This window comes from Streptomyces sp. NPDC101110 (assembly GCF_044759525.1).
Taxonomy (GTDB): domain Bacteria; phylum Actinomycetota; class Actinomycetes; order Streptomycetales; family Streptomycetaceae; genus Streptomyces.
This window is the reverse complement of sequence record NZ_JBIVZM010000012.1, coordinates 241371-265774: the sequence shown is the minus strand read 5'-3', so window position 1 is coordinate 265774 and position 24404 is coordinate 241371. Positions and strand designations below refer to the sequence as shown.

19 protein-coding genes are annotated in these 24404 nt (G+C 71.7%); 5 read left to right on the top strand and 14 right to left on the bottom strand.

Annotated elements, in window-relative coordinates:
• Positions 1 to 59 precede the first annotated feature (59 nt).
• The 3 genes from ACIQU3_RS27045 to rimP form a co-directional block, all read right to left on the bottom strand.
• Positions 60 to 356, bottom strand: a complete 297-nt coding sequence (locus ACIQU3_RS27045; RefSeq protein ID WP_078955822.1) for a YlxR family protein — start codon at positions 354 to 356, stop codon at positions 60 to 62.
• 101 nt (positions 357 to 457) lie between these two features.
• The gene (nusA, locus tag ACIQU3_RS27040) at positions 458 to 1456 is read right to left on the bottom strand and encodes a transcription termination factor NusA (protein WP_403736389.1); all 999 of its coding nucleotides are present in this window, start codon (positions 1454 to 1456) and stop codon (positions 458 to 460) included.
• A gap of 2 nt (positions 1457 to 1458) precedes the next feature.
• Complete coding sequence (gene rimP, locus ACIQU3_RS27035; RefSeq protein WP_403736392.1) at positions 1459 to 1956, bottom strand: ribosome maturation factor RimP; 498 nt, start codon at positions 1954 to 1956, stop codon at positions 1459 to 1461.
• A gap of 277 nt (positions 1957 to 2233) precedes the next feature.
• Here rimP and ACIQU3_RS27030 point away from each other — a divergent pair, with 277 nt between their 5' ends.
• The 3 genes from ACIQU3_RS27030 to ACIQU3_RS27020 are packed head-to-tail and all read left to right on the top strand — an operon-like array spanning position 2234 to position 4218.
• Entirely contained in the window at positions 2234 to 2809 is a 576-nt protein-coding gene (locus ACIQU3_RS27030; RefSeq protein WP_403736395.1) for a hypothetical protein, read from the top strand.
• On the top strand, positions 2806 to 3270 hold the full coding sequence (locus ACIQU3_RS27025) for a ferritin-like domain-containing protein (RefSeq protein WP_403736398.1): 465 nt from the start codon (positions 2806 to 2808) through the stop codon (positions 3268 to 3270). Before ACIQU3_RS27030 ends, ACIQU3_RS27025 begins: the two co-directional genes overlap by 4 nt.
• Before the next feature lie 48 nt (positions 3271 to 3318).
• Complete coding sequence (locus tag ACIQU3_RS27020; protein WP_403736401.1) at positions 3319 to 4218, top strand: aminoglycoside phosphotransferase family protein; 900 nt, start codon at positions 3319 to 3321, stop codon at positions 4216 to 4218.
• 79 nt (positions 4219 to 4297) lie between these two features.
• On the opposite strand, the gene ACIQU3_RS27015 is transcribed toward ACIQU3_RS27020, so the two are convergent.
• The 7 genes from ACIQU3_RS27015 to ACIQU3_RS26985 all read right to left on the bottom strand — a co-directional run bounded on the left by ACIQU3_RS27015 (position 4298) and on the right by ACIQU3_RS26985 (position 13658).
• Positions 4298 to 5998: a proline--tRNA ligase gene (locus ACIQU3_RS27015; RefSeq protein WP_403928119.1), complete on the bottom strand. Its 1701-nt coding sequence runs from the start codon at positions 5996 to 5998 to the stop codon at positions 4298 to 4300.
• 107 nt (positions 5999 to 6105) lie between these two features.
• Positions 6106 to 6636, bottom strand: a complete 531-nt coding sequence (locus tag ACIQU3_RS27010; RefSeq protein WP_403736411.1) for a GNAT family N-acetyltransferase — start codon at positions 6634 to 6636, stop codon at positions 6106 to 6108.
• An 89-nt stretch (positions 6637 to 6725) separates the two neighbouring features.
• Complete coding sequence (locus ACIQU3_RS27005; RefSeq protein WP_403736417.1) at positions 6726 to 7574, bottom strand: GNAT family N-acetyltransferase; 849 nt, start codon at positions 7572 to 7574, stop codon at positions 6726 to 6728.
• A 163-nt stretch (positions 7575 to 7737) separates the two neighbouring features.
• Entirely contained in the window at positions 7738 to 8895 is a 1158-nt protein-coding gene (gene ispG / locus ACIQU3_RS27000; protein ID WP_234849936.1) for a flavodoxin-dependent (E)-4-hydroxy-3-methylbut-2-enyl-diphosphate synthase, read from the bottom strand.
• 168 nt (positions 8896 to 9063) lie between these two features.
• The gene (locus ACIQU3_RS26995; RefSeq protein ID WP_403737090.1) at positions 9064 to 10356 is read right to left on the bottom strand and encodes a M50 family metallopeptidase; all 1293 of its coding nucleotides are present in this window, start codon (positions 10354 to 10356) and stop codon (positions 9064 to 9066) included.
• Positions 10357 to 10364: 8 nt separating this feature from the next.
• On the bottom strand, positions 10365 to 11621 hold the full coding sequence (gene dxr / locus ACIQU3_RS26990) for a 1-deoxy-D-xylulose-5-phosphate reductoisomerase (protein WP_403736422.1): 1257 nt from the start codon (positions 11619 to 11621) through the stop codon (positions 10365 to 10367).
• A 96-nt stretch (positions 11622 to 11717) separates the two neighbouring features.
• Complete coding sequence (locus tag ACIQU3_RS26985; protein ID WP_403928116.1) at positions 11718 to 13658, bottom strand: acyl-CoA dehydrogenase family protein; 1941 nt, start codon at positions 13656 to 13658, stop codon at positions 11718 to 11720.
• A 344-nt stretch (positions 13659 to 14002) separates the two neighbouring features.
• On the opposite strand from ACIQU3_RS26985, the gene ACIQU3_RS26980 reads away from it, so the two are divergent.
• A complete protein-coding gene (locus ACIQU3_RS26980; RefSeq protein WP_403928114.1) occupies positions 14003 to 15016 on the top strand; it encodes a LacI family DNA-binding transcriptional regulator in 1014 nt (337 codons plus the stop codon).
• Positions 15017 to 15085: 69 nt separating this feature from the next.
• Positions 15086 to 17128 carry a TIM-barrel domain-containing protein gene (locus tag ACIQU3_RS26975; RefSeq protein ID WP_403928112.1) on the top strand — a complete coding sequence of 681 codons (2043 nt, stop codon included), beginning with the start codon at positions 15086 to 15088 and terminating at the stop codon, positions 17126 to 17128.
• 85 nt (positions 17129 to 17213) lie between these two features.
• Here ACIQU3_RS26975 and ACIQU3_RS26970 read toward each other — a convergent pair whose 3' ends face one another.
• The 4 genes from ACIQU3_RS26970 to ACIQU3_RS26955 are packed head-to-tail and all read right to left on the bottom strand — an operon-like array spanning position 17214 to position 24334.
• On the bottom strand, positions 17214 to 17927 hold the full coding sequence (locus tag ACIQU3_RS26970) for a hypothetical protein (protein ID WP_403736433.1): 714 nt from the start codon (positions 17925 to 17927) through the stop codon (positions 17214 to 17216).
• Positions 17928 to 17958: 31 nt separating this feature from the next.
• The gene (locus tag ACIQU3_RS26965) at positions 17959 to 20181 is read right to left on the bottom strand and encodes a glycosyl hydrolase family 95 catalytic domain-containing protein (protein WP_403928109.1); all 2223 of its coding nucleotides are present in this window, start codon (positions 20179 to 20181) and stop codon (positions 17959 to 17961) included.
• Positions 20178 to 22142 carry a beta-galactosidase gene (locus ACIQU3_RS26960; RefSeq protein WP_403928107.1) on the bottom strand — a complete coding sequence of 655 codons (1965 nt, stop codon included), beginning with the start codon at positions 22140 to 22142 and terminating at the stop codon, positions 20178 to 20180. The genes ACIQU3_RS26965 and ACIQU3_RS26960 overlap by 4 nt, the downstream gene beginning before the upstream one ends.
• Positions 22142 to 24334, bottom strand: coding sequence for a 1,4-beta-glucanase (locus ACIQU3_RS26955; protein WP_403736447.1), 2193 nt, complete (start codon positions 24332 to 24334; stop codon positions 22142 to 22144). Before ACIQU3_RS26955 ends, ACIQU3_RS26960 begins: the two co-directional genes overlap by 1 nt.
• Positions 24335 to 24404 lie beyond the last annotated feature (70 nt).

Genomic DNA, 24404 nt, shown 5'->3' with positions numbered 1-24404 from the left:
TCTCGACCTGCTTTCGACTCGCGAGGTACCTAGCCGCACGGGGTTCCGTACGGCACGTCTTACCGTGTTGCCTGCTCGGCAACTGTCGTCTGCTCGACGTACTGGCGCAACGCCTTTGTGTCGAGCGGTCCCGGGACGCGCAGTGCCCTCGGGAACGCCCGGCGGCGTACCGCCTGGTCGAGACAGACCGGTGCGGGGTGCACGTAAGCACCCCGGCCGGGCAGCGTACCGCGTGGATCAGGGACGCACGCGTCCTTGATCGCTACGATCCGCAGCAGTTCGGCCTTGGCCGCTCGCTCCCGACACCCCACACAGGTGCGTTCAGGGCATGCGCGGGCGCGCGTCCGGCCAGACACCGTTAAGTCTACCTCCCCGTAGGCGCCTCACCCCTTTGGGGCAGGATTCGAACAGTTCCGCGCACGAACCTGTCGTGATCTGAACGGCGCGCGGCTTGGATCTATTCCCCGGAGCCGTTCCCGGCCGGTTCCGTGTCCGGACGGATGTCGATCCGCCAGCCGGTCAGCCTTGCCGCGAGGCGGGCGTTCTGCCCCTCCTTGCCGATGGCCAGGGACAGCTGGTAGTCGGGCACGGTCACACGGGCCGACCGGGTCGCCATGTCCACGATCTCCACCTTGGAGACCCGGGCCGGGGACAGCGCGTTCGCCACCATCTCCCCCGGGTCCTCCGACCAGTCGACGATGTCGATCTTCTCGCCGTTCAGCTCGCCCATGACGTTGCGCACGCGGCCACCCATGGGGCCGATGCAGGCGCCCTTGGCGTTCAGGCCGGAGCGGGTGGACCGGACGGCGATCTTCGTGCGGTGACCGGCCTCACGGGCGATCGCGGCGATCTCCACCGAACCGTCGGCGATCTCCGGCACCTCCAGGGCGAAGAGCTTCTTCACCAGGCTGGGGTGCGTGCGCGAAAGGGTGACGGAGGGCCCGCGTACGCCCTTGGCCACGCGGACGACGTAGGAGCGCAGGCGCATGCCGTGCGGGTAGGTCTCCCCCGGCACCTGCTCCTGCACGGGCAGGATCGCCTCGAGCTTGCCGATGTCGACGAGCACGTTCTTCGGGTCGCGGCCCTGCTGGACCACACCGGTGACGATGTCGCCCTCACGGCCGGCGTACTCGCCGAGCGTCGCGTCGTCCTCGGCGTCGCGCAGGCGCTGCAGGATGACCTGCTTGGCCGTGGTGGCGGCGATACGGCCGAAGCCGGACGGGGTGTCGTCGAACTCGCGGGCCTCCTGGCCCTCCTCGAGGTCGTCGGGGTCCTCCTTCGCCCACACGGTCACATGGCCGGTCTCCCGGTTGAGCTCCACGCGCGCGTGGCGGCGGCTTCCCTCGGTGCGGTGGTAGGCGATGAGGAGGGCCGACTCGATCGCCTCGACCAGCAGGTCGAAGGAGATCTCCTTCTCCCGAACCAAGCCCCGCAGGGCGCTCATGTCGATGTCCACGGCTACGCCTCCTCTTCCTTCTTGTCCTTGCGGCTGAATTCGACCTGGACACGCGCCCGGACGATGTCGTCGAAGGCGATTCGGCGTGCGGTGGCCTTGCGGCCCTTCACTCCGGGCACCTCGGTGTCGACACCGTCGTCGTCGACCTTCAGGATCCTGGCGACCAGCTCACCGGTCTCGGCCAGCTGGAACTTCACCAGCCGGTCCGTGGCGCGGACGTAGTGCCGGTGTTCCGTGAGGGGGCGCTCCGCGCCCGGGGTGCCGACCTCGAGGGTGTACTCGCCCTCGCCCATCGCGTCCGTCTCGTCGAGCTTCGCCGAGAGCGCGCGGCTCACATCGGCGATCTGGTCCAGGTCGGCGCCCGTGTCCGAGTCGACGACGACGCGCAGCACACGCTTGCGTCCGACGGAGTCCACCTCGATCTCCTCGAGATCCAGGCCCTGGGAGCTGACGAGCGGTTCCAGTAGCTCTCGCAGCCTCTCGCTCTGGGTGGTGCTCATCCGGGTGACTCCTCGGCCGCGTGTGCTGTTGTGGGATGGGTCGCGTGTCTGGTCAAAGGGTATCCGGTCGCGGGGAGTGTTGCCGTCCACCCGGTCACGAACGGTGCCGCTGAGTGATGCCGGGCGGGGGCCCGGGTACCGTGATCACGGGCGTGCGGCCCTCGCAGTGCCGTTTTCCCGAACACCCCTCGCACGCCCCTCGACCACCTGTTGTACCCCTCCCCATCATTCGAGTCGTTCGCGAATGTTTCCCGCACGAGCCCCGAGGACGTCTGACGTGCCGTTCCCGCCATCGCCGCGTGCCCGCTCGGGGCCGCGCAGAAGGAGTCTGCTCGCCGTCACCCCGGCGGCCCTCGCCCTGACGGGCTGTACCGGCGGGGACTCCGGCGGCCCGGCCGGGGACGGCCCGTCGGCCGCCGACCGGGTACGCGCGCGTGCGGCCCGGGACAGCGAGGGGCTGGTGGAGCGCTACGACGCGGTGATCTCCGCCCGGCCGGGGCTCGCGGGCCGGCTGCGGCCGCTGCGCGAGGAGGTCGTGCGGCACGCGCAGGCGTTCGGCGGTGACCCGACGGCATCGCCTTCGGGGTCCCCTTCGGTGTCGCCGTCCGCATCCGCCTCTGGTTCGCCGTCCGCGTCCGCCTCGGGTTCCGCGACGGTCTCGCCGTCACCGGCCACGACGGTGCCGGGGAACGACAAGGACGCGCTCGCCGGGCTCGCCGCTGCGGAGCGGGACCTCGCCGACCGGCGGGTCAAGGCGCTGGGCGGGGTTCCGGGTGAGCTGGCGCGTTTGCTGGCGTCGGTTGCGGCGGCCGGGGCCGCGCACGTGTATCTGCTGACGGAGGGTGCCGCGTGAGCGAGCAGAAGGACCGGGAGCTGCGGGCCCTGCAGGCGGCGCTGGCGGCCGAGCACGCGGCGGTCTACGGGTACGGCGTCGTCGGCGGGAGGATCGGCGACGGCAAGCGTGGGGAGGCGGTCACGGCGTACGACGCGCACCGGGCGCGCAGGGACGCGCTGGTGCGTGAGGTGAAGGACCTGGGGGGCCGGCCGGTGGCCGCGTCCGCCGGTTACGCGCTGCCCTTCCCGGTGCCGGACTCCGCGGCGGCCGTGCGGCTCGCCGCCGAGCTCGAGGACAGGGTGGCCGGGGTGTACGCCGATCTGGTGCGCGCCGCGGGCGGCGGGCGCCGGGCCCTGGCGGTCGAAGCGCTGCGCGAGGCCGCGGTGCGGGCGGTGCGCTGGCGCGGCGAGAGCGTAGCCTTCCCTGGGCTCGCCGAGCGGGCCGGCACGGCCCCGCCCTCGGCGGCGCCGACGGCGTGACCCGCGCAGGGCGCGCACCGCGGACAGCATGAAGGGAACAACTCGCGCATGGTTTTCGAACCGCCGAAGCGTCTGGTCAGGGCGCTCGGTGAGACGGCGCCGGACGGTGACGACTGGCTGGAGAAGCTGCCCGAGGCGGCGCAGCGGGCCGTCGCGCTGAGCGAGTTGACCGTGGAGCGGGTGCAGGTGCCCGGCGGGCGCAGCAGCCTGGTGCTGCTGGTGCGAACGGCCGACGGGACACCCGCCGTGCTCAAGCTGGCGCCGGGCCGGGCCCGCCCCGAGGCGGAGCGCGCCGCACTCGCGCACTGGGCCGGGCGGGGTGCCGTGCAGCTGCTCGCGTCCTTGCCGACCGAGGGCGTGCTGCTGCTGGAGCGGCTGCACCCGGATGTGTCGGTGCGGTCGCTGCCGGAGGCGAAGGCGTTGCTGGAGGCCGCGGGGACGCTGCGGCGGCTGTGGGTGGAGCCGCCCGCCGGGTTCCCCTTCGAAACCGTGGCGGAGCGGACCGGGCGGCAGGCCGAGGCGATGCGCGCCCGGGCCAGGACCGAGCCCGAGGTGGCCCCGCTGGTGGACATGGCGCTCGCGGCGCGCGAGGAGCTGGTGGCGGCGCCGCCGGAGCACCGGCTGCTGCACGGCACGTTCCGGCAGAGCAAGGTGCTCGGCGGGGAGCGGATGCCGTGGCTGGCCGTGGGGCCCGACCCGGTGGTCGGCGAGTGCGCCTTCGATCTGGCCCGGCTGGTCCGGGACCGGGTGGAGGACCTGATCGCCCAGCCGTCCGGCGCGGCAACGACCCGGCGCCGGGTGAAGCGGCTCGCCGAGTCCCTGGACGTGGACCAGGAGCGGCTGCGGGGCTGGACGCTGTTCCGGGCCGTGGAGTCGGGCGTGCGGGCGGGACGGGTCGGGCGGCCGCGCGACGCGGAGCTGCTGCTGGAGTTCGCGACCTGGCTGTGAGCGCTCCGCCTGCGGAACGCTCACAGCGGCGTCGATGCCGGTCGCGGGCCGTTGCCGCACGGCAACGGCCCTTTCCCTGCTACGCCGTGAGGCGGGCGACGGCCTCCTCGACCGTCAGTTCCTCGCGCTCGCCGGTGCGGCGGTCCTTCAGCTCCACGACGCCGTCGGCCGCGCGCCGGCCCGCCACCAGGATCTGCGGTACGCCGATCAGCTCGGAGTCGGTGAACTTGACGCCCGGGGAGACGCCGGGGCGGTCGTCGACCAGGACGCGGACACCGGCGGCGGCCAGCTTCTGGGAGATGTCCAGGGCCAGTTCCGTCTGGAGGGCCTTGCCGGCGGCGACCACGTGGACGTCGGCCGGGGCGACCTCGGCGGGCCAGCACAGGCCCTTGTCGTCGGCGCTCTGCTCGGCGAGGGCGGCCACCGCGCGGGAGACGCCGATGCCGTAGGAGCCCATGGTGACGCGGACCGGCTTGCCGTTCTGGCCGAGGACGTCGAGCTTGAGGGCGTCGGCGTACTTGCGGCCCAGCTGGAAGATATGGCCGATCTCGATGGCCCGGTCGAGGACGAGGCCGGTGCCGCACTTGGGGCAGGGGTCGCCCTCCTGGACGACCACGACGTCGACGTACTCGTCGACCTCGAAGTCGCGGCCCGAGACAACGTTCCTGGTGTGCGTGCCGGCCTTGTTGGCGCCGGTGATCCAGGCCGTGCCCGGGGCGACGCGCGGGTCGGCGATGTACGTGACCTTGTCCAGGCCCTGCGGTCCCACGTAGCCGCGGACCAGGTCGGGGCGGGCGGCGAAGTCGGTCTCGGTGACCAGCTCGACGGCGGCCGGGGCGAAGTGCGCCTCGACCTTGTCCATGTCGACCTCGCGGTCCCCGGGGACGCCGACGGCGACGATCTCGCCGTCGACCTTCACGAGGAGGTTCTTCAGCGTGGCCGAGGCCGGGACGCCGAGGTGGGCGGCGAGCGTCTCGATGGTCGGGGTGTCGGGGGTGGGGATGTCCTCGGCGGCGGGCACGCCCGAGCCGTCGACGGGCTTCAGCTCGTACGTGATCGCCTCGGTGTTGGCGGCGAAGTCGCAGTTCGGGCAGTCGGCGAAGGTGTCCTCGCCGGCCTCGGCCGGGGCGAGGAACTCCTCGGACTTGGAGCCGCCCATCGCGCCGGCCGTGGCGGCGCAGATGCGGTAGTCGAGGCCGAGGCGCGCGAAGATCTTCTGGTACGCCTCGCGGTGCAGGGCGTAGGACTGGGCGAGGCCCTCGTCCTCGGTGTCGAAGGAGTAGGAGTCCTTCATCAGGAACTCGCGGCCGCGCAGGATGCCGGCGCGGGGGCGGGCCTCGTCGCGGTACTTGTTCTGGATCTGGTAGAGGATGACCGGCAGGTCCTTGTAGGAGGACGCCTGGTCCTTCACCAGGAGGGTGAAGATCTCCTCGTGGGTGGGGCCGAGGAGGTAGTCGCCGCCCTTGCGGTCCTGGAGGCGGAACAGCTCGGGGCCGTACTCCTCCCAGCGGCCGGTGACCTCGTAGGGCTCGCGCGGGAGGATGGCGGGGAGCAGGACCTCCTGGGCGCCGACGGCGTCCATCTCCTCACGGACGATCCGCTCGACGTTGGCGAGCACCTTCTTGCCGAGGGGCAGCCAGCTCCAGATGCCGGCGGCGGTGCGGCGCACGTAGCCGGCGCGGACGAGGAGCTTGTGGCTGAGGACCTCGGCGTCCGCCGGGTCGTCGCGCAACGTCTTCGCCAACAACTGGGACATGCGCTGGACCGGTGCGTTTGCCATGGTTCCTCTGCTCCTGCTGCTGGGTGTCCCCCCGCTCGAGCGGAGCCGAGAGCGGGGGAGGGTGATGGCAGGAGGTTATCCGGGGGGTGCGCGGGGGTGGAAATCGGTTAACGGCGCAGGAGCGGGAGCGGGGCTCCCATCACCGCGTACGGCTTGGGGGCGCTGGGGAAGAGGACCTGGCGGGCGAGGTCCTGGTAGCCGAGGGAGCGGTAGAGGGCGCGTGCGGGGCTCTCGGTGTCGATCGCGGAGAGGATCGAACGGGGTTCGTCGGCGCCGTCGGTGATCGTGGTGATCAGGGAGCGTCCGAGGCCGCGGTTCTGGTACGCGGGGTGGACGTGCAGCTCGGTGATCACGAAGGAGTCGTCGAGCCAGTGGTCGTTGTGCTGGGCGCGGAGGTAGGGCTCCACGACGGTGGACCACCAGTGGGTGCGGTCGTTGGGCATGCCGTAGACGAAGCCGACCAGGCGTTCGGCGGTGCTGGCGCCGAGGGCCCTCGCTCCTGGGTAGGTCATGTGGCGGAGGACGATCTGGCGGCGGACTGCGACTTCGTCGGGGCCGAGACCGAAGGCCACGGCTTGGACGGCCAGGGCCTCGTCGACGTGGGCGGAGAGGTCGAGTGGGCCGATCACGAGGTCCATGCGGGGAGCCTACAGGGGGATTTCGGTTATCAGCCGGGTGCGGGTTGTGCGGGGTTGCCCGCGCAGTTCCCCGCGCCCCTGAGAGTGCTTCAGAACAGGACGCTCATGAAGGCGCCGACCTCTTGGAAGCCCACGCGTGTGTACGCCCGCCTGGCCGCCGTGTTGAAGTCGTTGACGTACAGGCTGACGACCGGGGCGACGTCGGCGAGGGCGTAGCGCAGGACGGCCGCCATGCCGGGGGCCGCCATGCCGGTGCCGCGGTATTCGGGGGCCACCCACACGCCCTGGATCTGGCAGGCGCGGTCCGTCGCGGCGCCGATCTCGGCCTTGAAGACGACCTTGCCGTCGGAGTCGAAGCGGGCGAAGGCGCGGCCGGAGCCGACGAGTTCGGCGACGCGGGCCTGGTAGAGCAGGCCGCCGTCGCCGGCCAGCGGGGAGACGCCGACCTCTTCGGTGAACATCGCCACGCAGGCCGGCATGATCTTCTCCATCTCGTCCTTGCGGACGCGACGGACGTAGGGGTCCGGGGTGACGCCGTCCGGGAGCCGGTCGGTGATCATGAGCGGCTGGTGGCGGCGGATGTCGCGGGCCGGCCCCCACTGGGGTTCCAGCAGCCGCCACAGGTCGGAGGTGGGGCCGGAGGGGCCGACGATGGAGGAGCAGCGGCGACCGGCCCGGCGGGCGCGGTCGGCGAAGGCGCGGACGGCGCGCGGGCCGGCGCAGATCGGGACCAGGTTGGCACCGGCGTAGCAGAGGGAGGTGAGTATGCCGTCCTCGTACCAGCCCCACATCTCGCCGCCGAGCCGCCACGGGTCGAGGCCGGCGACCTGCACGCGGGACGTCACGAAGGCGTTCGCGACGGGCTCGCGGTCGAGGACGGCGAGCGCGGCGTCCAGGTCGCTCGGTTCGAGGACCCGTGAGGTGGTCTGCGTCAACACGTGCGGGGCCTCACGAACTGGGGTTGCTGGTCTCCGCACTATAGCTGCGCTGCCTGGGTGGGACGCCCCGGAGCTCGGGGCGTCCGGTTGCCGGGCGGGTGCGGGACGTCTGTGGCTGGTCGCCCGGTTCCCCGCACCCCTTGCGGGCGCGGGGAGCCGGCCTTCAGCCCGCGACCGCCACCGACGGTTCGCCCGAGGTCACGCCGTCCTTCTCCATCTGCTCGGCCAGCTTCATGGCCTCCTCGATGAGGGTCTCGACGATCTTGGACTCGGGGACGGTCTTGATGACCTCGCCCTTGACGAAGATCTGGCCCTTGCCGTTGCCGGAGGCGACGCCGAGGTCGGCCTCGCGGGCCTCGCCGGGGCCGTTGACGACGCAGCCCATGACGGCGACGCGCAGCGGCACGTCCATGCCGGTGAGGCCGGCCGTGACCTCTTCGGCGAGCTTGTAGACGTCGACCTGGGCGCGGCCGCAGGACGGGCAGGAAACGATCTCCAGGCCGCGCTCCTTGAGGTTCAGGGACTCCAGGATCTGGAGGCCGACCTTGACCTCCTCGGCGGGGGGCGCCGAGAGCGAGACCCGGATCGTGTCGCCGATGCCCTGGGAGAGGAGCGCGCCGAACGCGACCGCAGACTTGATGGTGCCCTGGAAGGCCGGGCCCGCCTCCGTGACGCCGAGGTGCAGCGGGTAGTCGCACTGGGCGGCGAGCTGCTTGTAGGCCTCGATCATGACGACCGGGTCGTTGTGCTTGACGGAGATCTTGATGTCGCGGAAGTCGTGCTCCTCGAAGAGGGACGCCTCCCACAGGGCCGATTCGACGAGGGCCTCGGGGGTGGCCTTGCCGTACTTCTGGAGCAGGCGCCGGTCGAGGGAGCCGGCGTTGACGCCGATGCGGATCGGGGTGCCGTGGTCGCGGGCCGCCTTGGCGATCTCCTTGACCTTGTCGTCGAACTGCTTGATGTTGCCCGGGTTGACGCGGACCGCCGCGCAGCCGGCCTCGATGGCCGCGAACACGTACTTCGGCTGGAAGTGGATGTCGGCGATGACCGGGATCTGCGACTTGCGGGCGATGGTCGCCAGCGCGTCGGCGTCGTCCTGGGTCGGGCAGGCGACGCGGACGATCTGGCAGCCGGACGCGGTCAGTTCGGCGATCTGCTGGAGGGTCGCGCCGATGTCCGAGGTGCGCGTCGTGGTCATCGACTGCACCGACACGGGGGCGTCCCCGCCGACGGCCACGGACCCGACCTGGATCTGGCGGCTCTTCCGGCGCTCGGCGAGCTTGGTCGGAACGGACGGCATGCCGAGAGAAATCGCAGTCATCTGCTGTGCAACCCCAAGTCGTGGATCAAGGTCCGGTCCCGTGAGCAGCGGGCTCCGAGCTTCGAGATTACGGCACGTGCCTCGGCGCGGGCACATCCCACCCGCCGTGCCACTCGATGGGACGCGGCCCGGCGGAAAGCATGCCGGGCCGCCGTGAACGCCGTATGACTAGGAGATTTTCACCGGGTTCACCACGTCGGCGATGAGGACCAGGATCGTGAAGCAGATGAAGATCCCGGCGACGACGTAGGCCACCGGCATGAGCTTCGCCACGTCGAAGGGGCCCGGGTCGGGCCGGCGCAGCACCTTGGCCGTGTTGCGGCGCAGCGACTCCCACAGCGCGCCCGCGATGTGGCCGCCGTCGAGCGGCAGCAGCGGGAGCATGTTGAACAGGAACAGGGAGAGGTTGAATCCCGCGACCAGCATCAGGGCCATGGCCAGCTGCTGGGTGGGCGGGATGTCGAGGGTGAAGATCTCACCGCCGACACGGGCCGCTCCGACCACGCCCATCGGGGAGTCCGCCTCGCGCGGGGCGCCGTCGAAGGCCGCGTTCCACAGGGCCGGGATCTTGCCGGGGAGTGCGGCGAGGGAGTCGACGGCCTCGCCGATGCGGTCGCCCATCCAGGTCACGGACTCGCCGAAGTCCTGCTTGACCACGCCGGTGGCGGCGCTGAAACCGAGGAATCCGGCCTGGACGTACTGCCCCTCGACGATCTGGCCGCCGGAGTCCTTCTTGGCGACCTGGTTGGTGGCGATCTTCGCTTGCAGGGTGACGTCCTTGCCGTCCCGCTCGACGACGATCGGCACCTCCTTGCCGGGGGTGGCGCGGATCAGGTCGGACAGCTTGTTCCAGTCGTCGGTCCGCGCCCCGTCGAAGGAGACGATCTTGTCGCCCGCCTTGAGGCCCGCCGCGGCGGCGGGGGCGGCCGGGTCGCCCTTCTCGCACTTGTCGCGGTTCTCGCTCTGCGCGATGACGCACTGGGAGACCGAGCTGACCGTGGTGGTCTGCTGGGTGATGCCGAAGCCCATCAGGACGGTGAGGAACAGCGCCACCGCCAGGATCAGGTTCATGAAGGGGCCCGCGAACATCACGATCACGCGCTTCCAGGGGGCGCGCGTGTAGAACATGCGGTTCTCGTCGCCCGGCTTGAGCTCTTCGTAGGCGGCGGTGCGGGCGTCCTCGATCATGCCGCGCCACGGGGAGGTGGAGCGGGCCTCCATCCGGCCGTCGGGGCCGGGCGGGAACATGCCGATCATGCGGATGTAGCCGCCGAACGGGATGGCCTTGATGCCGTACTCCGTCTCGCCCTTGTTGCGCGAGAAGAGGGTGGGGCCGAAGCCGACCATGTACTGCGGCACGCGGATGCCGAAGAGCTTGGCGGTCGAGAGGTGCCCCAGCTCGTGCCACGCGATCGAGACGAGCAGGCCGACCGCGAAGAGGAGTATGCCGAGGATGAACATCAGGGTCGTCATGCACGGGCCTCCGCCGTCTGTGCCGCCAGTTCCCGGGCCCGGGTCCGCGCCCAGGTCTCCGCTTCGAGGACGTCCGACACGGTGAGCGAGGTTCCCGTACGCGGGGTGCCGTGCTCCTCGACGACCCGGGTGACGGTGTCCATGATCCCGTCGAAGGGCAGCGCGCCCTGGCGGAACGCCTCCACGCACTCCTCGTTGGCCGCGTTGAACACGGCCGGGGCCGTGCCCGCGAGCTCACCCACGTGCCGGGCGAGGTTCACCGAGGGGAAGGCCTCGTTGTCGAGCGGGAAGAACTCCCAGGTCGAGGCCTTGCTCCAGTCGAAGGTGGGGGCGGCGTCGGGCACGCGCTCGGGCCAGCCGAGGCCGATGGCGATGGGCCCGCGCATGTCGGGCGGGGTCGCCTGGGCCAGTGTCGATCCATCCGTGAACTCAACCATCGAGTGGACATACGACTGGGGATGCACGACGACCTCAATGCGGTCGAAGGGAATGTCGTAGAGGAGGTGTGCCTCGATGACCTCCAGGCCCTTGTTGACGAGGGTCGCGGAGTTGATCGTGATGACCGGGCCCATGGCCCAGGTGGGGTGGGCGAGGGCGTCCTCGACGGTGACGCTCGCCAGCTCGGCCTTGCTGCGGCCGCGGAAGGGGCCGCCGGAGGCGGTGACGACCAGCTTGCGGACGTCGGCGCGGGTGCCGGCGGCCAGGGCCTGGAAGAGGGCGGCGTGCTCGGAGTCGACCGGGATGATCTGCCCGGGCTTGGCGAGTGCCTTGACCAGCGGGCCGCCGACGATGAGCGACTCCTTGTTGGCGAGCGCGAGGGTGCGGCCCGCCTCCAGGGCGGCCAGGGTCGGAGCGAGTCCGATGGAGCCGGTGATGCCGTTCAGGACGGTGTGGCAGTCGGACGCCGCGAGCCGGGTGGCCGCTTCCGGGCCGGCGAGGATCTCGGGGAGCGGCTCGCCCGTGCCGTACTGCGCGGTGAGCGCGTCGCGCAGGGCCGGCACGACGTCCTCGCGGGCGACCGCGACCGTCCGCACCCGCAGCCGGTACGCCTGCTCGGCCAGGAGGGCGACCCGGCCGCCGTTGGCCGACAGCCCGGTGACCCGGAACCGGTCGGGGTTGCGCAGCACGAGGTCGATGGCCTGGGTGCCGATGGACCCGGTGGAGCCGAGGATCACCACGTCCTTGGGGCCGTCGCCCGCGAGGGGGTCGTAGACGAGGTGCGGGTCGGCGAGGGGGGCTGGACTGTCGCTCATTGCTCCATTGTTGCCGCAAGGCCGGTGTGTGAGGACAGCGCATCCCCTTCATGGGGGCGCGCGCCTTGACTATGCACGCCCCCATGAGGGCCTCGGCTACCGGATCGGCCGGTGGACGTTCTCCTTCTGCGACGGTCCCGGTGTCGCGTCCGCGATCCAGGGGCCCTCGCCGGAGGGGTCCACGATGCCCTGCTCCAGCCACTCGTACGTGCCGGACAGGACGCCCTTGACGACCTTGCGGTCGAGGTCGTCGGTGTTGGTCCACAGCCGGGTGAAGAGTTCCTCGATCCGGATGCGGGCCTGGCGGCAGAAGACGTCGGCGAGCTGGTAGGCCTCGCGGCCGTGATCGCCCTGGCTGCGCAGCAGCTCGGCCCGCACACAGGACGCGCTCATGGCGAACAGCTCGGCGCCGATGTCGACGATCCGGCCGAGGAAGCCCTGCTTGGACTCCATCCGGCCCTGCCAGCGGGACATGGCGTAGAAGGTGGACCGGGCGAGCTTGCGGGCGGTCCGCTCGACGTACCGCAGATGGCCGGAGAGGTCCACTTCGTGCTTGAACTCGCCGTAGGAGGCCGGGAGCTGGCCGGGGCCGGCGACCAGTTTGGGCAGCCACTTGGCGTAGAAGACGCCCGCGTTCGCACCCGCCCTGGCCTTGTCGCCGAGGGACTTCTCGGGGTCGATGAGATCACCGGCGACCGAGAGGTGGGCGTCGACGGCCTCGCGCGCGATCAGCAGGTGCATGATCTCGGTCGAGCCCTCGAAGATGCGGTTGATGCGCAGGTCGCGCAGGAGCTGTTCGGCCGGGACGCCGCGCTCGCCGCGGGCCCGCAGGGAATCCGCCGTCTCGAAGCCGCGGCCGCCGCGGATCTGGACGAGCTCGTCGGCCATCGTCCACGCCATCTCGGAGGCGTACAGCTTGGCGAGTGCGCCTTCGATGCGGATGTCGTTGCGGTCCTCGTCGGCCATCTGCGAGGCCAGGTCCGTGACGGCCTCCAGGGCGAAGGTGGTGGCCGCGATGAAGGAGATCTTGGAGCCGACCGCCTCGTGGTGCGCGACGGGCTTGCCCCACTGCTCGCGGGCCGCCGACCACTCCCTGGCGATCTTCAGGCACCACTTGCCGGCCGCCACGCAGGAGGCCGGCAGCGACAGCCGCCCGGTGTTGAGGGTGGTCAGGGCGATCTTCAGGCCCTGGCCCTCCTCGCCGACTCGGTTGGCGGCGGGGACGCGGACCTGGTGGAAGCGGGTGACACCGTTCTCGATGCCGCGCAGACCCATGAAGGCGTTGCGGTTCTCGACCGTGACGCCCGGCGAGTTGGTCTCCACGACGAAGGCGGTGATGCCGCCGCGGTGGCCCTCGGACTTCGGCACCCGGGCCATGACCACCAGCAGGTCGGCGACGACGCCGTTGGTGGTCCAGAGCTTCACACCGTCGAGGACGTAGTCGTCCCCGTCGGGCACGGCCGTGGTGGCCAGGCGGGCCGGGTCGGAGCCGACGTCGGGCTCGGTGAGCAGGAAGGCGCTGATGTCCGTGCGGGCGCAGCGCGGCAGGAAGCGCTCCCGCTGCTCCTGGGTGCCGAACAGTTTCAGGGGCTGGGGCACGCCGATCGACTGGTGCGCGGAGAGCAGGACGCCGATGGCGGGGCTCGCGGAGCCGACCAGGGCGAGTGCCTTGTTGTAGTACACCTGCCCGAGCCCGAGACCGCCGTACTTGGTGTCGATCTTCATGCCGAAGGCGCCGAGCTCCTTGAGCCCGTCGATCACCTCGTCGGGGATCCGGGCCTCGCGCTCGATGAGGGCCCCGTCGACCTTCGTCTCGACGAAGTCGCGGAGCTTGGCGAGGAACTCCTCGCCGCGCTGGGCCGCCTCGTCGGCCGGGAGGGGGTGGGGGTGGATGAGGTCGAGCCGGAAGCGGCCGAGGAACAGCTCCTTGGCGAAGCTGGGCTTGCGCCAGTGCTGTTCCCGGGCGGCCTCCGCCACCTCACGGGCCTCCCGCTCGGTGACGGCGGGACGGGAAGAAGGGGTGGTTGAAGCGGACATGAGGGGCACCTCGCCGCAACTAGGAAGATGGCGGACCGTTTCGTTACCGACCAGTGCTACTGGATCGTTGGTACCCGAATCCGGACCCTCCCACCAGTCCTCGCGCGTCCGTTCGGCCGAAGGGGACGGAGCGTCCCCGATACTTGTCGGGCGCCTGACGAGGGGGGCGCATCGGGGCGCCCTCCCGGTGGTGGCCCGGCCTGAGAGCACTTCGGGAAATCCGCATCGAAGCGCTTCGACAACCTATGGACACCCACCCCTGCTGGGGCTACTGTCGAGCCACCCTCACCCACCCGTATCGGCTACGCGCATTGTCGAAGCGCTTCACAAGCTTGGAGAGCTGGATGGTCACCCTTGCCGAGGTCGCCCAGCACGCCGGAGTCTCGGCGAGCACGGTGAGCTATGTCCTCAGCGGCAAGCGGTCCATCTCCGCGAACACCCGGGAGCGGGTCGAGCGGAGCATCCGCGAGCTCGGGTACCACCCGAACGCCGGGGCCCGCGCCCTGGCCAGCAGCAAGTCGAACATCATCGCGCTCATGGTCCCGCTGCGCACGGACATGTACGTGCCGGTGATGATGGAGATCGCCATCGCCGTGGCGACCTCGGCCCGCGCCCACGGGTACGACGTGCTGCTGCTCACCGGTGAGGAGGGCCCCGACGCGGTGCGCCGGGTGGCGGGCAGCGGGCTCGCCGACGGAATGATCCTCATGGACGTCGAACTCGACGACGAGCGGCTGCCGTTGCTGCGCGCGTCGGACCAGCCGTCCGTGCTGATCGGTCTGCCCGCCGACACCGCGGGACTGACCTGCGTCGACCTGGACTTCCGGGCGACGGGCGCGCTGTGCGTGGAGCACCTGGCCGAGCAGGGGCACCGGGACGTCGCCGTCATCGGCGAGGCCCCGGCCGTCTACGAGCGGCACACGGGCTTCGCCGAGCGCACCCTCGACGGGCTCAGGTCCCGCTCCCGGGAGCTCGGCGTGCGGCTGCTGCACCGGCCGTGCGAGGGCGGATACGACGCGATGGCGGTCACCCTCGCCAGGATCCTCGACGAACGCCCGGGCACCTCGGGGCTCATCGTGCAGAACGAGTCGGCCGTCGAGCCGCTGCTCGCGCTGCTGCGGCAGCAGGGCCGGGCGGTGCCGGAGGACATGTCGGTGGTCGCGATCTGCCCCGATCAGGTCGCGCTGCAGGCCTCGGTGCGGCTCACGTCGGTGGCCATCCCCGCCCAGGAGATGGGCCGGCACGCCGTGGACCACCTGGTCGCCAAGCTCGGCGGACGCGGCAGCGACGAGGTCGTGCTGATCGCGCCCGAGCTGACGGTAAGGGGCAGCACGGGGCCGGCGCCGAGCCGGTCGTAGTCACCCGCCCGATGAACAACGCCCTTTCCGGGGCACCCCCATGTCTGCTTCCGCACAGGAGCCCGCCTCGTGAATCAGCCTGCTGAAACCCAGCCCCAGGTGAGTCTTGCGCAGTCCTCCCCTACCGTCGGCACGTTCCGCGAGCGGGGCCGTGCACTGGAGTGGAGCGGTCGCCAGGAGACCGTCCGGATCGAGCCCTGGGGGCCGGACGCGGTCCGGGTGCGGGCCCGGCTCGGCGGCCCCGTCCTCGAAGGGCTGCCGGGCGCCCTGCTCGACGAGGCTCCGGCGACGCCGGCCACGGTGAAGATCGAGGACGGCCGGGGACTGCTGACCGTCGGCGCCCTCACCGTCGAGGTGAACGCCGAGGGCCTGATCCGCTTCCTGCGCACCAAGGACTCGGCCGAGATCCTCGCCGAGGACCGCGCCCACTTCTGGTGGCCCGGCCCCCGCCTCTACACGGCCGTCGGCAACGGCCACCACCGCCTGGAGCAGCGCTTCACCGCCTACGACGACGAGAAGCTGTACGGCCTCGGCCAGCACCAGCACGGGCGGCTGGACCAGAAGGGCCTGGTGCTGGACCTGATCCAGCGCAACGCCGAGGTGGGCATCCCGGTGCTGACCTCCAGCCGCGGCTACACCCTGCTGTGGAACAACCCGGCGATCGGCCGGGTGGAGCTGGCGCACAACGGCACCCGGTGGGTCGCGGACTCGGCGCGGCAGATCGACTACTGGATCACGGCGGGCGATCCGGCCGGCGCCCAGCGCCGCTACAGCGCGGTGACCGGCCGCAGCCCGATGCTGCCGGAGTGGGCGGCGGGTTTCTGGCAGTGCAAGCTGCGCTACCGCACCCAGGACGAGCTGATGGCGGTGGCCCGGGAGTACAAGCGGCGGGGGCTGCCCATCTCGGCGATCGTCTGCGACTTCTTCCACTGGACGCACCTCGGCGACTGGAGGTTCGACCCGAAGCAGTGGCCGGACCCGGCGGCGATGGTGCGGGAGCTGGAGGAACTCGGCATCAAGCTGGTGGTGAGCGTCTGGCCGTCGGTGTCGCCGCTCAGCGAGAACCACCCGGTCCTGGAGCAGCGCGGCTGGTTCATCGGCACCCAGTACGGCCCGACGGCGCACGCCGACTGGCCCGACAAGGAGGTCGCCTCCACGGTCCAGGTGGCCTTCTACGACGCGACCAACCCGGAGGCCCGGGAGTTCGTGTGGTCGAAGGTGAAGGAGAACTACCTCGACCCGTACGGCATCACGGCGTTCTGGCTGGACGCCTGCGAGCCGGAGCTGAAGCCGGGCTTCCAGGAGAACCTTCGCTACTGGGCGGGTCCGGGCCTTGAGGTCGGCAACGCCTATCCGGCTGAGAACGCGCGCACGTTCTACGAGGGTCTGCTCGCGACCGGCGAGGAGGAGATCGTCACCCTCAACCGCTCGGCGTGGGCGGGCAGCCAGCGCTACGGCGCCGCCCTGTGGTCGGGTGACATCGGCACCGACTTCCCCACGCTGCGGCGGCAGATCGCGGCCGGGCTGAACACGGCCCTGTCGGGCATCCCGTGGTGGAACACGGACATCGGCGGCTTCCACGGCGGCGACCCGGACGACCCGGCGTACCGGGAGGTGATGGTCCGCTGGTTCCAGTTCGGCGCGCTGTCCCCGTTGATGCGGCTGCACGGTTTCCGCGACCCGGGCATGCCGCTGGGCCCGGAGATGACCGGCGGCCCCAACGAGGTGTGGTCGTACGGGGAGGAGGCCGGGGCCGTCCTGGAGAAGTACCTGCGGCTGCGCGAGCGGCTGAAGCCGTATGTGCTGGACGTCATGCGGGCCGCCCACGAGGAGGGGCTGCCGGTGATGCGGCCGCTGTTCCTGGAGTTCCCGGACGATCCGGCGGCCTGGACCGTCGACGACTCCTACCTCTTCGGCCCGGACCTGCTGGTCGCGCCGGTGCTGACGGCCGGCGCCACGGCCCGTACGGCGTATCTGCCGGCGGGGGCGTCGTGGACGGACGCGTGGACGGGTGAGACCTACGGGGGCGGCCGGGACGTGACGGTCGACGCCCCGCTGGACCGGATCCCGCTGTTCCTGAGGGACGGGGCGCGGCTGCCGGTGGCGGAGTAGCCGCGCCGAAGGGGACGGCCGGATCGACGGAGGTCCTCCGGCCGTCCCCTTCGGCCTGCTCGGCGGCCTTCGGCTCACCGTGGGTTCAGCGGCTGCCGACCGTCAGGTTGTTGGTGGTGAAGTCGAGCCCGCCGGAGGACGAGGTGATCTCGAAGCCGAACTGCACGTCACCGATGGTCTCGTTGCCCATCCACTTCTTGGTGTCCTTGATCCACTTCAGGATCGGCAGGATGTTCACGGTGCCGGCGCTGGAGTTGGAGGTGCGGATGAACGAGAACACCTCGTTGGCGCCGTTGGTGCCCTTGAAGACGTTCCAGGAGTGGCCGCCGAGGCTGACCGTGCCCTGCGAGGTGCCGAGCGGGCCCACGGCTCCGGTCTTGTTGACCCAGAGCATGATCTCGTAGTCGTGGTCCGTGTCCCAGATGTCGTACGACGTGTTGTACGCGCCGGACGACGGGACGCTGACGTTGTAGCTGCTGGTCAGCGAGGTCAGTGAGGTGATCGACTTGTTGATCGCCTTCGTCTGGTTCGGGTACGACTTGATGCCGCCGGTGTTGGGGTGGTTGGCCCAGACGCCCCAGTTCGTACCGGAGTTGGCCCAGATGCACTGGCTGCCGGCGCCGCCGCCCCAGATGTTGTTGTAGAGCGTGTAGCCGTTCAGGTCGGTCCGGCCCCACTGGTCGCAGGAGTTCCAGATGGCGGCGGAGGCGGGGGCGGAGGCGAGGCCGACGGTGGCGCCGAGCGCCAGGGCGGGGGCCAGCAGGGCCTTGGTGACCCTGCTCAGCGTGCTTGATGCCATGGTGTCCCTTCCATGGGTGGGGGTGGAGGAACTACCACGCCCTCAGGGTGAGGACGAGGTCTTCTCCGGCGACCAGGTGGAGGGATCTCGTGCCGGAGGAAGTCCGCAGTTCGACGCGGCGGGTGCGGCCGGGTCTGATGACGGCGGTGGCGCGCTCCCGCGTCCAGGTGAGGTCGAGTTCGGCTCCGAAGCGGGTGCGCACCCCGCGCAGGGCGCCCTCGGGGTGGGCCGCCGGCAGCGCGGGCAGCAGGACCAGCCGGTCGGGGGCCGACTGGACGAGCATCTCGATCAGTACGGCGGGCAGGGTGTGCGCGGCGTCGGCGTTGTAGACATCGCGGCCGGGGTAGTGCGCGCTCATCAGGGACGCGTGGAAGAAGTCGCCCTCCAGGACCCGGCCGAGGGCATGGGCGACGCGGTCCGCGTCGCGGAGCCGGGCCGCGATGAGGGCGTGGTGCAGATGGCCGTGCGCGGAGTCGTTCTCGGCGCCGCGCAGTTCGAGGGCCCGGTGGGCGGCTGTCGCGAGTCCGGGGGTGTCGTAGGGGTTGATCTCGTCGAGCGGCCAGACGCCGTAGAGGTGGCTGAGGTGGCGGTGGTCGTAGGAGTCGGTGAGGCCGGGCCGGGCCCATTCGGCCAGGGCTCCGTCCTCGTTGACCCGGTGCGGCGGCAGGCGGTCGGCGAGGGCGTGCCAGCGGGCGGCGTCCGGGATGCCCGGGTGGTGGGCGGCGGCCGTGCGCAGGGCGTGGCGGGCCGCGGAGAGGTCCATGGCGGCGTTGATCGTGCCCCAGCCGGCGTTCGCGGGCCGGTTCTCGGGCGAGTAGGAAGGCACGACCACGAGGTGGCCGTCCTCGTCGGTCCTGGTGAGGAAGTCCTCGTAGAACAGGGCGGCTTCGGCGAGGGCGGCGGCGGTGCGGGGATCGCGGGTGCCGTGGGTCTCGTCGTGGTCGACGAGCGGCTTGAGCAGCCAGTCGGCGCCGGCGGTCCACAGGTGCAGCGGGTACTCGCGGTTGAAGTGGTACGAGTGGCCGGACTCGCCGTCGGTGTGCGCGGGGGCGACGACGCCCCGGGTGCCGAAGATGGCGCGGGCGTTGTCGCGCCAGTCGGGGAGCAGGCGGTGGACCAGGTTCGCGTGCGCCTCGGTGACCTCGGGCAGGGCGGCGGCGGGAGCCGAGGAGATCTGGAGGTTGAGGTTGGCGTCGTTGGTGAACCCCCCGGACCAGGCGGTGTTCCAGTCGCCGGTCCACAGGCCGGACAGGCGGGGCGGGAAGAGCCCGCTGGCGGAGAGCAGGTGGTAGCGCCCGGCGGCGAAGAGGCGCTCCAGCAGGGCGGCGCTGTGCGGCCGCTTGAGCAACTCCGATCCCGGCAGGCTCCGTTCGCCGGGGTCTGCGGCGAGGTCGAGGGTGACGCGCTCGTAGGCGGTGCGGTGGAGGGCCGCGTGGCGGTCGAGGAGATCGTCGTAGGCGGTCGGCAGCTCGCGCAGGGCACGGCCCTCGGCGGCCACGTCGAGTTCGCCGTGGTGCCGGCGTACCCGGGTGAGGAGCAGTACGGACCGGGCGCCCTCGATGTGCAGGCCCGGCGGCGCGAGGGTGGTGGTGCCCCCGGTGACGACGACCTGGGTGACGCCGGTGCAGGCGCGGTCGCTGTCCGGGTAGCGGGCGCGCAGGCTGAGCAGGGCGCCCTCGGGGGTGAGGACCGCTCCGTGGCCGACGCCCAGTCCGGCGGGGGCGCCGGGCAGCCGGGGGTCCAGGTCGATGTCGAGGGTGAGGCCGGGTCCGTCGACGTGCTGGACGACGACGTGCTGGACGACGACGTGCTGGACGACGACGTCGTCGGCGCGGGAGACGAAGACGCGGGAGGTCCGGCCTGCGCAGGTGGTGCTCACCACTCCGGTGGTGAAGTCGACGTCCCGGCGGTAGTCGGCACCGCCGCCGGGGGGCCGGGCCACCCGGATCTGGAAGGCGGGGTGGAAGGGCTGCACCCACTGCAGCGGGCGGCCGTCGGTGAAGTCCTCGGCCGCCGTCGTGTCGCCCGCCAGGAGCCGGTCCTGGAGGGCGGGCAGTTCTCCGGCGAGCTGCGGGGGACGGTCGTCCCGGCCGTTGGGCCGTACGAGGGTGTGGTGCGTGACGACGACCCGCTCGGCGTGCGGATCGCCGAACACCAGGGCGCCGTGCCGGCCGTTGCCGCTGAGGAAGCCGTCCTCCCAGCGGGTTGCCGGACGCGGCTCCCAGGTTCCGTGGACGGGGGCGGAGGCGGTCATGGGCGCAGCACCGCCGCCCCGTGGCGGCCGAGGGTGAGCCGGTCGGTGACGTCCGTACCGGTCAGCAGGTCGCGGTGGGTGCCGGGCACCTCGACGGTCACCGGCTCACGGCCGTGGTTGAGCACGAACAGCAGCTCCCCCCGGCGTACGGCCTCCACCTGCTCGGGAAGGCCGTCGAGCACCGGCCGGACACCCACGCCGGCGGCGATCGACGCCAGCAGGCCGCGCAGGGCCCCGGGCTCGGGGAGCGTGGAGACGTACCAGGCGCGGTCCTTGCGCAGCACCGCGGGCAGGCCGTCCAGTTCGCCGCCCTTGTAGCAGGTCGTGCCGTCGGGATCGGCGGGCTCGATCTCCTCGGACCACAGGGTGCCCCGGAAGCCCTCGCAGGCCACGGTCTCCCCCGCCTCCAGCGGCCACCACTCGTGCAGGGTGCGGATGCCGAACAGCCACCGCAGCCGGGCGTCCATGCCGCCGGGACGCACCCGGTCGTCCTCGTCGGCGACCCCGGTGAGGAATCCGCAGACGAGGGTGCCGCCCTGTCGCACGTAGGCGAGGAGGTTGTCGATCGCGGCGTCCGTGAGGGCGTACAGCTGCGGTACGACGACCAGCGAGTACGGCGTCAGATCGTGCTCCGGGTGGGCGAAGTCGGTGGTGAGGTGGGCCTGCCACAGGGCCCGGTGCCAGGCGCGCAGTACGTCCGGGAGGTCCACCAGACGGGAGGGGCGGCCGTCCTGGGCCCCGGCCCACCAGGAGTGCCAGTCGTGCAGGACGGCCACGTTCGCGGTGAGGTGCCGTCCGGCCACCTCGGGCGCGATCCGCCGCAGGTCGGCGCCGAGCTGCTTGATCTCCCGGTACGTGCGGCCTTCCGTCCCGGCGTGGCTGACCATGCCGGAGTGGAACTTCTCCGCGCCCTGCCGGGACTGCCGCCACTGGAAGTAGCAGACGGCGTCGGCGCCCCGGGCGACGGCCTGGAGGGACCACAGGCGGTTGAGGCCGCGTGGCTTGGGGTGGTTCACGCCCCGCCAGTTGACCGGCCCGGCGGCCTGCTCCATCAGCATCCACGGGCCGCGCGCCTGCGAGCGGGTCATGTCCTGGACCAGGGCGCCGTGCTGGGCGCCGAGCGGGTCGCGCGGGTCGGGGTAGAGGTCGACGGAGACGACGTCCTCCTCCTCCGCCCAGCGCCACGCGTCCTGCCCGGACCACAGCGGCATGAAATTGCTGGTGACCGGGACATGGGGGGTGTGCCGCCGGACGATGTCCCGCTCGGCGGTGTAACACTCCAGGAGCATGTCGGAGGTGAACCGGCGGAAGTCCAGGACCTGGCCGGGGTTGCGCAGGTAGTGGGGCAGACGGGGCGGCAGGATGCCGTCCCAGGTGTCGTAGCCCTGGCTCCAGAAGGCGGTGCCCCAGGCGGTGTTGAGGGCGTCGAGGGTGCGGTACTTCTCGCGCAGCCAGCGGCGGAAGGCGGCCGCGGCCTGGTCTCCGTAGTCGTAGGTGCAGTACTCGTTGCTGATGTGCCACATGGTGAGGGCCGGATGGCCTCCATAGCGGGCGGCCAGGTCCTCGGTGATGGCGGCGGCGTAGCGCCGGTAGGTGGCGCTGGAGTGCGAGAAGTGCTGCCGGCCGCCCCACCACTCGATGCGGCCGTCCTCGGTGACGGGCAGGGTGTCGGGGTGCAGCCGGCCCATCCAGGGGGGCGGCGAGGAGGTGGGCGTGGCGAGGACGACACCGATGCCGTTGTCGTGCATCAGGTCCATCAGCGCGTCCATCCGGCCGAACTCCCGTGCTCCCGGCTCGGGTTCGAGAGTCGACCAGGAGAAGACGCCGAGGGTGACGGAGTTGACGCCGGCGTCCTTCATCAGCCGGACGTCCTCGCGCCAGGTCTCCTCCGGCCACTGTTCCGGGTTGTAGTCGCCGCCGTAGAGCAGCCTTCCCCGGGTCGCATCGCTCAGCTCGGGCATCAGGCGGGCTCCCCGTACTGCACTCCGCGTCCGTTGGTGGCGATGTAGACCCGGCCGTACACGCGCGGGTCACCGGTGACGGCCGCGCCGATCCAGCCCCACTGGTGCCGGTCGTCGTTGATCCGCGTCCAGGTGTCGGCCTCGTCGTCGGACCGGTACACGGCGGTTCCGCTCCCGGTGGAGCCGACCATGTAGACCGCCGAGTGGGAGGCGCCCTCGGCGGCCTTGCCGAAGCCGAGGGTGTAGGACGCCCGGCAGCTGCTCACCCTGGTGAACGTCGCGCCGCCGTCGGTGGAGCGGTACAGCCCGTTCCCCTTCAGGCTCAGCCACAGGTGCCCGGAGCGGCCGGGCGTGACGGCCAGCTGGAACTCGGTGTCGCCCGCGTTCAAGCCGGTGGCCCGGGCGGTGAAGGTCCGGCCGCCGTCGGTGCTGGCGAAGAGCGTGCCGGTGGTGGTGTCGAAGGCGTAGAACCGGGTCGGGTCGACCGGGTCGGCGACCGGTGTGGCGCCCTTCGGGAAGGAGGGGACCTCGGACCAGCCGGCGCCGTGGTCCGCCGAGCGGTAGCCCGGGTTGCCCGTGCCGAAGGACCACAGCAGCACGCTGCCGTCGGCGCTGGTGGCGATCGGGCCGGGCGCGGACGCGGCCACCTCGGGCTGGGCCTTGAACGGCGCCCAGGTCCTGCCGCCGTCGTCCGAGTGGGCACCGTTGCCGTGGTCCCCCCAGCCGGCCCGGACCACGTACGACGGTTTGGCCGCGGCCAGCGACAGGCCCGTCGCCGTGCCGAACACCGGGTTCGACGCCATGCCGCGCGACGGGGAGGCCGTGAGCCGCTCGTGGTACATCACGCCGATGTCCCCCGACCCGCTGAGCAGGTGTGCCTCTCCGGCAGGGGGTGAGACCAGCTGGCGGACGGACGCCTCCTCCAGGCCGCGGATCTGGGGGGCCCAGTGCTTGAGGTCACGCGTGCCGTAGAGCGTCGCGCCGGTGCCGTGGACGATGTGGCCGGAGTCGAACGGGTCGAGGGCGACCGCCTGGATCCACCAGCCGAACTTCGGCTTGTCGGCGCCCCACGTGAGATAGGGGGTCTCGGAGACGTCCAGGACGGCCTGGTCCTTCAGGGACGTCCATGTGCGGCCCCCGTCGGTGGTGCGGTACAGGGTGTCGACCAGCGCCCAGCGGTTGTTGGTGGAGACCACGACGGTGCCGGGACGGCGGGCGTCGACGGCGACACCGCCGTAGCCGAAGGAGTCCGTCCCGCCTTCGCTCGTCGTCCCGCCGGGTTTCACCGGGGTGACCTCGGTCCACTTCCCGCTCGTCGTCCGCAGCTTGTGGACACTGCCGTCGGACTGGCCGTTGGGTCCAGGGGCGTTGGCGTAGGTCACGTACAGCTCGCGGGTGTGCCGGTCGTACGCGGCCCGGACCGGCACCTTGGCGGCGGTGCCGCCGGGCTGCCCGGGGACGGCCTCCCAGGTGATGCCGTCGGTGGTTCGGTACAGGTTCGCCGAGGTGCCGTCGGAGTCGCCCCAGCCCGCGTAGACGCTGCGGCCCGCCGCGATCAGAAGGGTGATGCCCTGGCCTGTCGGGCCGGGCGCGGCCGGGAAGCCCACGTGCTGCCAACCGGCGCCCCGGTCGGTGGACTTGAGCAGTCCGTCGTGCCGGGTGCCCAGCCACAGGGTGTCGCTGTCCCGCGGGTCGACGAGCAGCCGCTCCCCGCATCCCCGCCCGTCCTCGTTGGCTCCGAGCTGCACGCCGAGGCCGGTGCGCTGCCAGGTGGCTCCCCGGTCCTCCGACCGCAGCACGGCCCCGTTGCCGGCCCAGGACTGCGCGTACGTCCCGAGGGCGAGGTACAGCCGGTTCGGATGCGCCGGGTCGACGGCCATGGCCTCCACGCCGAGCAGGTTCCAGTCGTCCCAGCCGATGTGGTCGGTCAGCGGGACCCACCGGTCGGTCCGGTCGTCCCAGCGGTAGGCGCCGCCGATGTCGGTACGGGCGTAGGCGAGGCCGCGGACCGAGGGGTGGAACAGCACGCCGGTGACGAACCCGGTGCCGCCCTGGACGGCGTTGCGCCAGCGGTACCGCGTCCCCGCGGGAGCGGCCTGCGCCCGGCCCTGCCCCGCCGGAAGCGCGGTGATCGCCGCGGCGGCGGTGGTCCCGGCCAGCACGGAACGTCTCGTGAGGTGAAACGCGCACATGACATACCTCGGTTCTGGCAAAAGAGGGGGGAGTTGAGGCGCCCAGGGGCAGGGCACTCCTTGAACTGCG